We start from the raw sequence: 13,282 nt of genomic DNA, 5'->3' as shown, positions 1-13,282 counted from the left end.
TTCAGCGCGCGAGCGAAGCCAGGTCCCAGCGCGGCTTCACCGTGAACGCGTAGTCGTTGCTGGCCTGCTCGGGCCAGCGCTGCAAGCGCAACGCGCCGGCCAGCGCGATCATCGCGCCGTTGTCCGTACATAGCGACAAGTCCGGATAGTGCACATGGAAATTGCGTTTCTTCGCGGCGGCCGACAGCGCTTCGCGCAACTGCCGGTTCGCACCGACGCCGCCGGCGACCACGAGCCGGTTCAGGTTCGTGCGCTTGAGCGCCGCGAGCGACTTTGCCGCCAGCACCTCGACGGCGGCATCGACGAAACCGCGCGCGAGATCGGCCTTCGCCTGCTCGCAGATGTTCGCGCCGCCGAGCTTGTTCGCATGCGTGAGGACAGCGGTCTTCAGGCCGCTAAAGCTGAAATCGAGGTCGCCTGAATGCAGCATGGGACGCGGCAGCACGACCGCGCCGGGCGTGCCGAATTCGGCCATGCGCGAGACTTCCGGGCCGCCTGGATAGCCGAGGCCGAGCAACTTGGCGGTTTTGTCGAACGCCTCGCCAGCGGCGTCGTCGAGCGTTTCGCCGAGTGTCTCGTAGACGCCGACGTCCGTTACGCGCATCAACTGCGTATGGCCGCCCGACACGAGCAACGCGACGAACGGGAACGGCGGCGGCTCATCGACGAGCAGCGGCGACAGCAGATGCCCCTCGAGGTGATGGATGCCGACGGTCGGTTTGTTCCATGCCATCGCCAGCGAATTGGCGATGCTCGCGCCGACGAGCAGCGCGCCCGCGAGCCCCGGCCCCTGCGTATAGGCGATTGCGTCGATATCGCTCCTCGCCACGCTGGCGCGTTCCATCACTTCTTCGAGCAACGGCAGCGCGCGGCGGATATGGTCGCGCGACGCCAGTTCCGGCACGACGCCGCCGTACTCCCGGTGCATCGCGATCTGCGAATGCAGCGCGTGTGCGAGCAGGCCGCGCTCCGTGTCGTAGAGCGCGAGACCGGTTTCGTCGCAGGAGCTTTCGATGCCGAGAACGAGCATGATGAATCGCTTTGAGCGGGCGGACAGACGCGCGCCCGAAAGTGAAAGGTAAACCTGAAAGTATAGCAGCGCGGGCCAGGCGCCGCAGACGCCGTAAGTCCCGCAGGTACAATGCGGCCCCATGGAATCTTTCGATATCGCGGTGATCGGCGCGGGCGCGGCCGGCATGATGTGCGCGTCCGTGGCCGGGCAACTCGGCCGGCGCGTGGTGCTGATCGATCACTCGCAGCGTCTGGCGGAGAAAATCCGCATTTCCGGCGGCGGACGCTGCAACTTCACGAATCTGTACGCGGGACCGGCCAATTATCTGTCGGCGAATCCGCATTTCTGCCGTTCGGCGCTCGCGCGCTACACGCCGCGCGACTTCATGGCGTTGCTCAAGCGGCATCGCGTGACGTGGCACGAGAAGCACAAGGGGCAACTGTTCTGCGATCAGTCGAGCGACGCGATCATCGACGTGCTGAAGAACGAGTGCGACGTGGGCGGCGTCGCCTGGCGCGCGCCGCTTTCCGTCGAAGAAGTGCGTCATGACGGCCAAGGTCGGTTCATGCTTGGCACGCCGGCCGGGACGATCGCCGTACGCGCGCTCGTGATTGCAACGGGCGGCCTGTCGATCCCGAAGATCGGCGCCACCGACTTCGCGTACCGGCTCGCCAGGCAGTTCGGCCACAAGCTGATCGACACACGCCCCGCGCTGGTTCCGTTGACCTTTGCGCCGGCCGACTGGGAGCCGTTCGCGGCGCTGTCCGGCGTGTCGCTCGAAGTGCGGCTAACGACCGGCAATAAAAAGTCCGGCGCCGAATTCACCGAAGATCTGCTGCTCACGCACCGCGGTCTGTCGGGCCCGGGCGTCCTGCAGATTTCGAGCTACTGGCAGCCCGGCGAGCCGATCCACATCAACCTGCTGCCGGAGCGCGACGCCGCAACCACGCTGATCGAGGCGAAGAAGGGCACGAAACGCCAGATTGCCAATCTCCTGTCGGAATGGGTGCCGCAACGGCTCGCGCATGTATGGCTCGACACCCATCAGGTTCACGCTGACGCCCGTATGGCCGATTTGCCGGACAAGACGCTGCGGCGCATCGGTGAGGCGCTGTCGCGTTGGACGCTCACCCCGAACGGCACCGAGGGCTATCGCAAGGCCGAAGTGACGCGCGGCGGCGTCGACACGCGCGGCCTGTCGTCGACGACGATGATGAGCGAGCGCATCCCGGGCCTCTATTTCATTGGCGAGGCGGTCGACGTAACCGGCTGGCTCGGCGGCTACAATTTTCAGTGGGCGTGGGCCTCGGGCGTCGCGGCGGGCGAGGCGGCCGCGGAGCATGTCCAGGGGGCTTGACGGCGCGGTAGCTTTGTGAGAAAGCTCTGCTATACTCCTCAACCTTTACAAAGTTCCGTTATTGAAAAATGACGACTATCCGCGTAAAAGACAATGAACCGTTCGAAGTCGCGATGCGCCGTTTCAAGCGCACGATGGAGAAAAACGGTTTGCTGACGGAACTTCGCGCTCGCGAGTTTTACGAAAAGCCCACGGCCGAACGCAAACGTAAGAAAGCAGCGGCGGTGAAGCGTCATTTCAAGCGTCTGCGTGGCCAGATGCTGCCAAAAAAGCTCTACTGATTCTGGCGTTGCCGTGGTTTCGCTTTGACGACGCGGCAACATCGAGGCCGATGGTGGCACGACAGGTGTCATCACGGAAAACCCGGCCCATCGGGCCAGCCGGCAGGGTCGCATCCATTACGCATATTGCGCCAACCCGCTTGAGGAAGCCGTCCCAAGCGGGTTTTCGTGTTGATGCCGCGCGGCATTGCCGCCATCGACCCGCCGCTTTTTCAACTTTTCAACGCAATTCAGGTGAGTGATGAGTCTCAAGGACCGGATCAACGACGATATGAAAGCTGCCATGCGGGCGCGCGAGACCGAGCGTCTCGGCACGATCCGCCTGCTGCTCGCCGCGATCAAGCAGCGCGAAGTCGATGAGCGCGTCACGCTCGATGACGCTAGCGTGACCGCCGTCGTCGACAAGATGATCAAGCAGCGTAAGGATTCGATCAGCCAGTTCGAGGCCGCCGGCCGCACGGATCTGGCCGACAAGGAAAAGGCCGAACTGGCTGTCCTGTCCGCCTATATGCCCGAGCAGATGTCCGAAGCGGAAATCGTTGCCGAAGTTCAGGCGGCGGTTGCGCAAACCGGTGCGGCAGGTCCGCAGGACATGGGCAAGGTGATGGGCGTGCTCAAGCCGAAGCTTGCCGGCCGGGCCGACATGACCGCCGTCTCGGCGCAGGTCAAGGCCGCGCTGGCGAAGTAATTTCCGTCCGTTTATCCGCGCCGCGCACGCTTCGCTGACTGAATGCGGGCGCGACGTCCGATTGCAGCGTCTGGCCCGTGTTCCGGGCCTGGATTTTGAAGCTTTCCTGGCAGCGTCATTTACTGTGATCCCCCCGTCATTCCTGCAGGACCTGCTCAACCGCGTCGATATCGTCGACGTGGTCGGCCGGTATGTGCAGTTGAAAAAGGGCGGCGCGAACTTCATGGGGCTTTGCCCGTTTCACAACGAGAAGAGTCCGTCGTTTACGGTTAGCCCGACCAAGCAGTTCTATCACTGCTTCGGCTGCGGCGCCCATGGCACGGCCATTGGCTTCCTGATGGAGCACGTGGGCGCGTCGTTTCCCGAAGCGGTCAACGAGCTCGCGCAATCGGTCGGCCTTACCGTGCCGCACGAGCCGTCGCCCGGATATGGTGGCGCAGGCGGCAGCGGCGGTGGTTCCGGCGGCTATGCGCCGGCGGCCTCCAAGGCCGTCACCACGGCGCTCTCCGACGTGATGCAGACCGCCTGCGACTACTACCGCAAGCAGTTGCGCGGCGCGCAGGGTGCGATCCAGTACCTGAAAAAGCGCGGCCTGACCGGCGAGATCGCGGCGCGCTTCGGCCTCGGTTATGCGCCCGACGGCTGGCAGAACCTCGAGGCAGCATTTCCGAACTACCGCGACGACGCGCTGGTCGAAGCGGGTCTCGTGATCGTCAGCGAAAAGTCCGACGCTCAGGGACAGAGCCGCCGCTACGACCGCTTTCGCGAGCGGATCATGTTCCCGATCCGCAATGTGAAGGGGCAGGTGATCGGTTTCGGCGGCCGCGTACTCGACAGCGGCGAGCCCAAATATTTGAATTCGCCCGAAACGCCTCTATTTAACAAAGGCAGTGAGCTATACGGGCTGTTCGAGGCGCGTCTCGCAATTCGCGAGCAACGCTACGTGCTGGTCGTCGAAGGCTATATGGACGTAGTCGCGCTGGCCCAGTTGGGCTTCCAGAACGCGGTCGCGACCCTCGGCACTGCCTGCACGCCAATTCATGTGCAGAAACTGATGCGCCAGACCGACACGGTCATCTTCAGTTTCGACGGCGATTCGGCCGGCCGGCGCGCGGCGCGCCGCGCACTCGACGCCTGTCTGCCGCACGCGGCCGACAACCGCACGATCCGCTTCCTCTTTCTGCCGTCCGAGCACGATCCGGACAGCTACGTGCGCGAATTCGGCACCGAGGCGTTCGCCGAACAGGTCGAGCGCGCGATGCCGCTGTCGCAGTTCATGCTCAACGAGGTGCTGACCGGCAAGGAGCTCGATCAGCCGGAAGGCAAGGCCCGCGCGCTTTTCGACGCGAAGCCGCTGCTCCAGGCGCTGCCGGCCAATGCGCTGCGCGCGCAGATCATGCATATGTTCGCGGACCGGCTCGACGTGCCGTTCAACGAAGTCGCGGCGCTGTGCGAGGTCGATGCGCGGATCGCGGCCGCGGCCCGGGGGGCGCCGGCCCGCAAGGACCGGCGCAGCGTGACCGGAATCGAGGAAAAGACGCTGCGCAATCTGGTGATGCATCCGCGTACGGTCGCGGTGCTCGACGAGGAGGCTGAAGAGGCCCTGGTCACCGTGACCCGGCACGCGGAACTGTTCGCCGAAGTGACGACGCACGCGCGCGCGCTGGGCGATTCGGCGGAGTTCCAACTGTTGTCCGATCTCTTGCGAAATGGCGCGAACGCCCCAACTTTCGAGGAAATCTTTCGCAAAATTCTAGACTATGATGAAAACGTCCGGGATTTGCTGCTGAAAGACCCGCAGGATGCGGCCGTCATCGAGGAACGGCGCGAGCAGGAGCGGATCGTCGGCGAGGAACTGAAGGCCGCGATCCTGAAGATGCGGTATGACGCTTATTGCGATCGTCTCGAGCAGCTTTCGAGACAGTCGCGGCATACGCCGGAAGAATTTGCCGAGTTTTCGGACCTCAACCGGAAGCGGGCCGACATGAAGCGTCAACTCGGGCTGTAACGGAGTGGCAGGAACCGCGGGTGCTATAATTAAAAGTTTCTAGCGGTTTGTTTTTCAAGGGTTTTCCTAGCAAAGGCGAAAAGGCGATGCGATGGCAAAGACTACAGGCGGAAATCAGGCAACAGGCTCACGCGCGAAAGAGCGCACCGGAAAAGTTACCGAAGCCAGGCTGACTGCATCCACCAGAAAAACGTCTGCCGTCAGCGTTGCATCGGCTGCCGGGAAGAAGCCGTCGACCACTGCGGCCGCGCAGACGGCCCGGGTCCGGGCGGCGAAAGCTGTAGCACCGCCGGCTGCGAAGCGGTCGGGTGTCAGAAGCGCAAGGGAAGCGGCTGCCGTTGAGGACGATGCGGTAGCGCGCGTGACTTCAGTATCCACGGTTCAACCGGCTGTTGTCCAACAGCCGGGGGTCGAGACTACAGCCGGTACGGCGAACTCCATGACGAAAAAGCTGAATGAAGTACCCGTCGATGACGATGCAACCCAGACCGAAGAAACCGCTGCCGCCGCACCGGGCAAGACGGAGAAGGTCAAGGCTCGCGACCGTCGTGCAAAGGAAAAAGCGCTGCTGAAGGATGCGTTCGCGTCGTCGCAGCCGGGCACGGTGGAGGAGCTCGAAGAGCGCCGTTCCAAGCTGCGCGCGCTGATCAAGCTCGGCAAGGAGCGCGGCTTCCTCACTTACGCCGAAATCAACGATCACCTGCCGGACAATTTCACCGAAACCGAGGCGATCGAAGGCATCATCAGCACGTTCAACGACATGGGCGTCGCGGTCTACGAACAGGCCCCGGACGCCGAAACGCTGCTGCTCAACGACAACGCGCCCGCGGCGTCGTCGGACGACGAAGTCGAAGAGGAAGCTGAAGTCGCGCTGTCCACCGTCGATTCCGAATTTGGCCGCACCACGGACCCTGTCCGCATGTACATGCGCGAAATGGGCACCGTCGAGCTGCTCACACGCGAAGGCGAAATCGAAATCGCGAAGCGGATCGAAGACGGCCTCAAGCACATGGTGATGGCGATCTCCGCGTGCCCGACCACGATCGCCGACATCCTCGCGATGGCCGAGCGCGTCGCCAACGACGAAGGACGCATCGACGAACTCGTCGACGGCCTCATCGATGTCGACGCGGAAGACGCCGACGGCTTTTCGGCGCAGGAAGCGGAAGCGATCGAAAACGAGGACGAGGAAACCGAGGAAGAGGACGAAGAGGACGAGGAGGAAGACGATGGCGCGGCGCAAGCCACGGCCAACGCCGCGCAGCTCGAAGCGCTGCGGCGCGCGTCGCTCGAAAAGTTCGCGCTGATCAGCGAATGGTTCGACAAGATGCGTCGCGCGTTCGAAAAGGAAGGCTACAAGTCCAGGTCGTACCTGAAGGCACAGGAAACGATCCAGAACGAGCTCATGACGATCCGCTTCACCGCGCGTACCGTCGAGCGTCTGTGCGACACGCTGCGCGCGCAGGTTGACGAAGTACGTCAGGTCGAGCGTCAGATTCTGCATACGGTGGTCGACAAGTGCGGTATGCCGCGCGCGGAATTCATCGCGCGTTTCCCGGGTAGCGAAACGGACCTCGAGTGGGCCGACAAGATCGTCGCCGAGGGTCACGCCTATAGCGCGATCCTCACGCGCAACATTCCGGCGATCCGCGAACAACAGCAACGTCTGCTCGACCTGCAGGCGCGTGTCGTGCTGCCGTTGAAGGACCTGAAGGAAACCAACCGTCAGATGGCGGCAGGCGAGTTGAAGGCGCGTCAGGCGAAGCGTGAAATGACCGAGGCGAACCTGCGTCTCGTGATCTCGATTGCGAAGAAGTACACGAACCGTGGTCTGCAGTTCCTCGATCTGATTCAGGAAGGCAACATCGGCCTGATGAAGGCGGTGGACAAGTTCGAATATCGTCGCGGCTACAAGTTCTCCACGTATGCGACGTGGTGGATTCGCCAGGCCATTACGCGTTCGATCGCGGACCAGGCGCGCACGATCCGGATTCCGGTTCACATGATCGAAACGATCAACAAGATGAACCGTATCTCGCGTCAGATCCTGCAGGAAACCGGTCTCGAGCCGGATCCGGCAACGCTGGCCGAGAAAATGGAGATGCCGGAAGACAAGATCCGCAAGATCATGAAGATCGCGAAGGAGCCGATCTCGATGGAAACGCCGATCGGTGACGACGACGATTCGCATCTGGGCGACTTCATCGAAGATACCAACACGGTCGCGCCGGCGGATGCCGCGTTGCATGCGAGCATGCGCGACGTCGTGAAGGACGTACTCGACTCGTTGACGCCGCGTGAGGCGAAGGTGCTGCGCATGCGGTTCGGTATCGAGATGAGTACCGATCACACGCTCGAGGAAGTCGGCAAGCAGTTCGACGTGACGCGTGAGCGGATCCGCCAGATCGAAGCGAAGGCGCTGCGCAAGCTGCGTCATCCGAGCCGTTCGGACAAGCTGAAGTCGTTCCTCGAGGGGAATTGATCGTGGCTTGGCGCGCATAGCCGAAAATGATGCGATTGAAGGGGCCTTCCGGTCGTTTCGCGTAAGCGAAGCGGTGGCGAAGGCCCCTTTTTCGTGTAGTATGTCGGCCAATCGACGAAATGGGCCCGGCCTTCACGACCGGGTCTTTTTCTTCCTGGGCCGGACGCCGTGTTGGTTGCAGGCAGCGGACTCATAATCCGCCTCCGAAAGGACGTCGTCGGTTCGAACCCGACCCGGCCCACCATTCTTTATTTCGTCAAGTTCCCGGATGTTCCGTCCGAGTCCCCGAAGCGGGAAGATCTCGCCTGTGGCGAATGAAGTACAGTTTCGCAGGCAAAGAAACCACTCCTTGCAGAAGTGCGGCCAGATTTTCCGGTACGCAGTGTTGACTGGACGGGCAGTCCGTGACCCCACGACCGATCTTCGTGAGGCTCTCAGGCCTGCGCCAAAACAACATTACGCATCGATCAAAGATCCTAAGGAAGTCGGTGCATTGATGCGCACGATCCGGGACTATGTAGGTGGTTTCGAAACGAAATGCGCACTTCCTGTCGGCATTCTCACCTTTGTTCGTCCCGGCGAGCTCCGTAAGGCCGAGTAGTCCGAGTTCGACCTTGACCAGTAACCGCATTGCGTCTTGCCAGCGCGAGTGCGATCAGCGGCGATTCGTTCAGACCAACGGAACATCACTGTTCCTTGTGGGGCAGTGCAAAACTCAGCGAGGTGGCATAGCGGTTGAAGTCGATGTCCGGATTAGCCGCCACCGGTGCATCGTATTCGAGGCCGATGACATTGAGCATGTCGTCGTGCAGCGTCACCAGGGTTTTACCTGCTGCGTCGGTTTTCTTCGTCAGCAACGAGTCGTTGTTGACGAAATCCTCCCGCAGTTGCACCCCTTCAAGGGGCCGCCCATCGAGCAGTACCTGCACTGACAGCATATCGCCGCGCACTTTCTTCATCGGCATTTCAAGCGGAACGATTTCGAGCCCCACGCCGCGCGGCTTGATCGCCACGTCCGAATCCTTCTGGATGGAGAGGTTGTACTTGATCGCGTGCAGCCCCTTCACGGCGCCTGGCACACTGGTTTTTCCGCCTTTCTTCCAACCCTTGCTGCCGCTGGCGTCTGGCGTGGCATAGAGTCCGCCGTCCATCGCCACGCCAATGACCGCAACATCGGGTGCCGCCAGTGTCACGTACGTGCCGTTGGAGATTTTTTCGACGGGTTCTGGTTTGCCGTCGGCCGCATAGGCTGAAACGACGCTGATGCTGTCGGGAGAATACTTCTGGTCAACCGACGAATAGCCGAGAACCACACCCAATTCGCTATGTCGCTGGGCAACGTAGATGCAGTGTGCCGAAGCTGGGGCAACAATGCCGGCAAGCAGGGTTGCGACGGCAGAAAGAGTGAAGAGATGCTTCATCTGGAAAGGTCTCTTATGGAACAAGCAGAACCAGCCCGGATGACCGGGCCGGTCAGGCGATGACGCTCACTGGTAGAAGTTCATGGTGAGCATGGCCGAGCGGCCTGGTGCCCATGTGGCGTAGATCGGATACGCGCTGGAGAAGTACTGCCGGTCGAAAATATTGTTGACGTTCAGTTGCAGGTCGATGGACTTCGAGACACGGTAGGTCGCGGATGCGTCGAAGCGGGCATAGCCCGGCACCCACTTGCGTGACGTTGCCGAAACCGATGCATACTGGAGGCTCGATATCGTGGCGCCGGCACCGATCTTCAGTTTCGGCAGTACGTCATAGCTTGTCCAAAGAGTGAAGTTGTGCTTCGGAACAGACACCATCGGCAGTCCCGACAGCGACGGACTGGCTGGTCCCGCATTGGTCGTGATCGCATCGAGATAGGAATAGCCACCGAACACTGCCCATTTGTTCGTGACATTCCCGGAGAAGCCGACTTCCATACCGCGTACGCGCTGCGAACCCGCGTTGATGGTGCCGCCCAGGCCATCGCTGACGCGCGCATTGGTCTTGTCAGTCTGGAACAGTGCCGTGGTCAGCGAGAGGCGCTGGTCGAGCACATCCCACTTCGCACCGACTTCAATGTTGCGTGAACGCTCGGGAGCGAGATCGGAGTTAGTGGCGGTGAGCTGGTCGTTGCCACCGGCAAGGCCAGAATTGGCACCGGGCGGATTGGCCGAAGTGCCGTACGAGGCGTACAGGCTCACATTACGCACGGGCTTGTAGACCAGGCCGAACTGGTAGCTGAACAGGTTCGAGACGTTTGCGAGGTCGGCCACACCGGCCTGTTTCGCACTGACATCGAAGTAATCGAATCGCAGGCCGGCATTGAACAGCCAGTGCTCGGACAGCGCTACGCTGTCGAACAGATAGGCCGATGCGATGTCAGTGCGGGTATGGGTTGCCGGTCCCGGAAAGCTCTTGTCACCGTTGAGCAGGATGCTACCGGTCCACGGGTTGTTCGGGTTCCAGCCACCGTAGAGCGGCGTGCAGTTATAGGCCACCGAACAGGGGCCGCCCGTGCGTATATTATTGCCGGCCGAATCGGAGACCAGATAACCCTCGTACAGATCCTGCTCATGGCTGAACTCGACGCCGGCCGTCAGCGTGTGGCGCATCCCGTACAGGTCAAATTTGCCCGTGGCTTCGGTCTGGTTGGCGATGCTGTTGGTCGCGTACTTACCACTTTTGGCTTCAAGCAGGATGTTGTTGGACGTGGCACTCTGCAGCTGCGGATTCGTGGCAATGTAGTCGAGCGTCGAGCGGCCAAACGTCGTCGTGTTGCGTAGCGACCAGGTGTCGTTGAAACGGTGCTCCACCTTTACTTCGCCAGTATCGTTCTGACTTCGCCGGTAATCGCGCGTGTTCAGCCCGAAGAAGCGCCCACGATCGATACTGACCGGCGTGCCGCTTGAGCGAAACGGCACGCTGAAATCGGGCATGTCGTAGGTGTTGAGATGGTAATAACTGACGGTAACGGTGGTCGGAGTATTGAGGCCGAACACCACCGAAGGCGCGACGCCCCAACGCTTGCTGTAGACGTCGGTGCGGCCCGCCTGATCTGACCAGTGCCCCATCGCATTCAGGCGTACCGCCGTCGTATCGTTGAGCTTCTGGTTGGCGTCGATAGTCGCCCGACGGTAGCTGTCGGTGCCCAGACCGATACTGCCATTGATGAAGTTGTCGTTGACGGGCGTCTTGGTCGTGATGTCGATGCTGCCGCCAACAGATCCGCGCCCGGCATAGACCGAGTCAGGGCCTTTCACGACGCTGATGTTTTCGATGTCGAAAGTCTCGCGGTTCTGCAAACCCGAATCGCGCATCCCATCGACGAAGATCGAGTTGCGCGACTCGAACCCGCGGATGACCGGGCGATCGGCTGAAGGATTAGCCGCTGCGTCGCCACCGAGGAAGGTGATTCCAGGCACGGTACGCAGCGCATCGGTAAACGTCGTGATGTTCTGTTCCTTTAGCACTTCCTGTGGAATCACCGTCACGGAGCGCGGCGTATCGAGCAGCGGCGCCGTGAACTTGTACGACTGAAGTCGTCGTGTCTGCATGTCGGATTGAGCCGTCGATGTGACCTTGACGGGCGGCAGCATCGCTGCGTCCTGAGTAGACTGTGCTGCCGTCGCCGGCTGCGAACCGGACGCAGCATCCGCGCCAGCCGGCTCCGCTTGAACTTCGCCAAACGCCAGAACGCAAAATCCCGAGCAATAGAGGGCCACTACGGAGGCGAGCTTACGCTTCCGCATCGTGAGCGAAGTCATCATTGGTAGGTACGGTAGTGAGTACTGAGTCCCAAGCTGCCTTTGCATCGCACAGGCGCTCGGCGTTTATAACATCGCAAATGATACGCGTTCTCATTTGCGTTTAGAATGGTAATAAATCTGTTACTGTTTGTAAAGGATGGTCAGCAAAAATTCTGAAGTCCGGCTGAACTGTCCTGGGATGACGAGAATGGGTTGAGGAGTGCTTTGATGAAGCAACTCTGGATGGAGTCACATGGAATGAACGGCGCCATCCCCGGAGGTTAGGGCCCGCGACATGGAAAGCGGACTTTCACGGGGCCAACAGCGGCAAAGTGCCGAAATCGGAAGTTTACGATTTGACGGCGAGACGAAACGTCGGTCCATGCCAGTCGGCATCGACAGTCGGGCCACGCTGTTCACAGGGAAGAGACCCTAACGGAGCGGATGGCATGGACGGGTCGTGAATCCGCTACAGGGGACCAATACGCGGGCGCAATCTGGGGAAAAGGGTAATCCATAAAACATCGCCTTGGACGATTACGCGATGATCTCCATTGCTCCTTCGTGCTCGGTTGGCGATGTAATAGGAAGCGCTGACAGGCATGTTTCAAGGCATAACCTGTCCACCATTCACCTCGACAATCTGCCCCGTGATATAGCTGCTCATTTGTTCGCTGGCTAGAAACAGGAACGCTCCTACGCACTCATCTGCCGTGCCGATCCGCCCCATCGGTATCGCATTGGCAAAGTTCCGGAGAATCTCCGAGCTGGAATGCCCGGTATGAAATGCCGTGTCGATCACCCCAGGTGCGACCGCATTCACACGGATGTGATCCTTGACCAGTTCTTTCGCCATCGTGCGTGTGATCGTAGACACAAAGGCCTTACACGCGGCATAAATGGCCGCCCCCGGCGAGCGAAATGTGTTCTGTCCGTACGCCTCGCAATGCATCAAATTCGCTTCGCATCGCATGAAAATCGTCAAGCGTGCGCCGGACGTGCATGAGCAGCCGTTCTCCCGCCGGCGTCAGTTTCAGTCCGCCCGGAAGCCGTTCGAATAACTCGACCGACAGTTCGTCCTCCAGATTCCGGATCTGGCGGTTAATCGCACTGGGAGCTACGAAGAGGTACTGGGCCGCCTTGCGCATCGAACCGCATTTCGCAACCTCACAAAAATACTTCAGGACAGCGCGGTTGCCCATTCGCCACTGCGCATGCTGCTACGTCTATCCCGGAAATGCGCCACTCGCCGCGGCGTTACACTGGGATTTTCACTCCATTGTCGGGTAACGGGCGATGCGGCCGGCCGATCGTGCAGGTGCTGTTCTTTCGGTGAGCGCAACACATTTTTATGCGGATGCGACGATACGCGGCGAACTGCGGCCTGACGCACACGAGCAGTTTGTCGTGATCGAAATGTCGGATGGCGCGGGTACCACGGGTGTGGCACATCTGTCCGCTCCGGGAGAGGTGACGCTTGTTGTCGAAGCCTGGCGGACGTTGTCCCGAGAAGCGATGCCGGTTGGCCCCGGTTTCCCCACAGCGCATTGACAGTGCCAATGCGCGTGTCGCCAGAATGACTGGATCAGCATGTCCGCCTGAACGGTGATGTGATGGAAACTCGCAGGCGTCCGGCTCGTTGCAGAAAATGTTGCCTTGCGCGGACTGACGATCGATGCCGGACATCTAGCCATGTAGCGAGCCAGTGGACGCGGCATATGCAATGTTA

The 13,282-nt window shown here is 61.0% G+C and carries 9 protein-coding genes, 1 tRNA gene and 1 pseudogene; 6 read left to right on the top strand and 5 right to left on the bottom strand.

Translation table 11 applies throughout. The annotated features are described in order from the left end of the window. Window position 1 precedes the first annotated feature (1 nt). On the bottom strand, window positions 2–1,030 hold the full coding sequence (gene tsaD / locus QM685_RS26220) for a tRNA (adenosine(37)-N6)-threonylcarbamoyltransferase complex transferase subunit TsaD (RefSeq protein WP_415120902.1): 1,029 nt from the start codon (window positions 1,028–1,030) through the stop codon (window positions 2–4). Between the two features lie 121 nt (window positions 1,031–1,151). On the opposite strand from tsaD, the gene QM685_RS26215 reads away from it, so the two are divergent. The 6 genes from QM685_RS26215 to QM685_RS26190 all read left to right on the top strand — a co-directional run bounded on the left by QM685_RS26215 (window position 1,152) and on the right by QM685_RS26190 (window position 8,072). Then, a complete protein-coding gene (locus QM685_RS26215; protein WP_415120900.1) occupies window positions 1,152–2,369 on the top strand; it encodes an NAD(P)/FAD-dependent oxidoreductase in 1,218 nt (405 codons plus the stop codon). 68 nt (window positions 2,370–2,437) lie between these two features. Beyond that, window positions 2,438–2,650 carry a 30S ribosomal protein S21 gene (gene rpsU, locus QM685_RS26210; RefSeq protein WP_008919901.1) on the top strand — a complete coding sequence of 71 codons (213 nt, stop codon included), beginning with the start codon at window positions 2,438–2,440 and terminating at the stop codon, window positions 2,648–2,650. A gap of 241 nt (window positions 2,651–2,891) precedes the next feature. Continuing rightward, window positions 2,892–3,338 carry a GatB/YqeY domain-containing protein gene (locus QM685_RS26205; RefSeq protein ID WP_415120898.1) on the top strand — a complete coding sequence of 149 codons (447 nt, stop codon included), beginning with the start codon at window positions 2,892–2,894 and terminating at the stop codon, window positions 3,336–3,338. Between the two features lie 124 nt (window positions 3,339–3,462). Continuing rightward, on the top strand, window positions 3,463–5,346 hold the full coding sequence (dnaG, locus tag QM685_RS26200; protein WP_415120896.1) for a DNA primase: 1,884 nt from the start codon (window positions 3,463–3,465) through the stop codon (window positions 5,344–5,346). Between the two features lie 91 nt (window positions 5,347–5,437). After that, entirely contained in the window at window positions 5,438–7,828 is a 2,391-nt protein-coding gene (gene rpoD / locus QM685_RS26195; protein ID WP_415120894.1) for an RNA polymerase sigma factor RpoD, read from the top strand. Window positions 7,829–7,984: 156 nt separating this feature from the next. Further along, window positions 7,985–8,072: transfer RNA gene (locus QM685_RS26190), tRNA-Ile, on the top strand. A 442-nt stretch (window positions 8,073–8,514) separates the two neighbouring features. On the opposite strand, the gene QM685_RS26185 is transcribed toward QM685_RS26190, so the two are convergent. The 4 genes and pseudogenes from QM685_RS26185 to QM685_RS26170 all read right to left on the bottom strand — a co-directional run bounded on the left by QM685_RS26185 (window position 8,515) and on the right by QM685_RS26170 (window position 12,755). Further along, window positions 8,515–9,249, bottom strand: a complete 735-nt coding sequence (locus QM685_RS26185; RefSeq protein ID WP_415120892.1) for a DUF4198 domain-containing protein — start codon at window positions 9,247–9,249, stop codon at window positions 8,515–8,517. 66 nt (window positions 9,250–9,315) lie between these two features. Then, entirely contained in the window at window positions 9,316–11,574 is a 2,259-nt protein-coding gene (locus QM685_RS26180; protein ID WP_415120890.1) for a TonB-dependent receptor, read from the bottom strand. 586 nt (window positions 11,575–12,160) lie between these two features. Beyond that, window positions 12,161–12,466, bottom strand: a pseudogene (locus tag QM685_RS26175) (SDR family NAD(P)-dependent oxidoreductase); the annotation flags it as partial. Further along, complete coding sequence (locus tag QM685_RS26170) at window positions 12,438–12,755, bottom strand: LysR family transcriptional regulator (RefSeq protein WP_415120888.1); 318 nt, start codon at window positions 12,753–12,755, stop codon at window positions 12,438–12,440. The gene QM685_RS26170 and the pseudogene QM685_RS26175, both read right to left, overlap by 29 nt. Window positions 12,756–13,282: the final 527 nt, after the last annotated feature.

Origin of the sequence: Paraburkholderia sp. (genome assembly GCF_047605525.1) — a bacterium.
In the GTDB taxonomy this organism is placed as follows: Bacteria; Pseudomonadota; Gammaproteobacteria; order Burkholderiales; family Burkholderiaceae; genus Paraburkholderia.
Note: the sequence above shows the minus strand (reverse complement) of the source record. Positions and strands in the feature narration are given on the sequence as shown.

Excerpts from the sequence above, each read along its gene's own strand:
- QM685_RS26170 (WP_415120888.1), bottom strand. The coding sequence starts at position 12,755 with ATGGGCAACCGCGCTGTCCTGAAGTATTTTTGTGAGGTTGCGAAATGC.
- rpsU (WP_008919901.1), top strand. The coding sequence starts at position 2,438 with ATGACGACTATCCGCGTAAAAGACAATGAACCGTTCGAAGTCGCGATG.
- QM685_RS26185 (WP_415120892.1), bottom strand. The coding sequence starts at position 9,249 with ATGAAGCATCTCTTCACTCTTTCTGCCGTCGCAACCCTGCTTGCCGGC.
- rpoD (WP_415120894.1), top strand. The coding sequence starts at position 5,438 with ATGGCAAAGACTACAGGCGGAAATCAGGCAACAGGCTCACGCGCGAAA.
- tsaD (WP_415120902.1), bottom strand. The coding sequence starts at position 1,030 with ATGCTCGTTCTCGGCATCGAAAGCTCCTGCGACGAAACCGGTCTCGCG.
- QM685_RS26205 (WP_415120898.1), top strand. The coding sequence starts at position 2,892 with ATGAGTCTCAAGGACCGGATCAACGACGATATGAAAGCTGCCATGCGG.
- QM685_RS26180 (WP_415120890.1), bottom strand. The coding sequence starts at position 11,574 with ATGATGACTTCGCTCACGATGCGGAAGCGTAAGCTCGCCTCCGTAGTG.
- QM685_RS26215 (WP_415120900.1), top strand. The coding sequence starts at position 1,152 with ATGGAATCTTTCGATATCGCGGTGATCGGCGCGGGCGCGGCCGGCATG.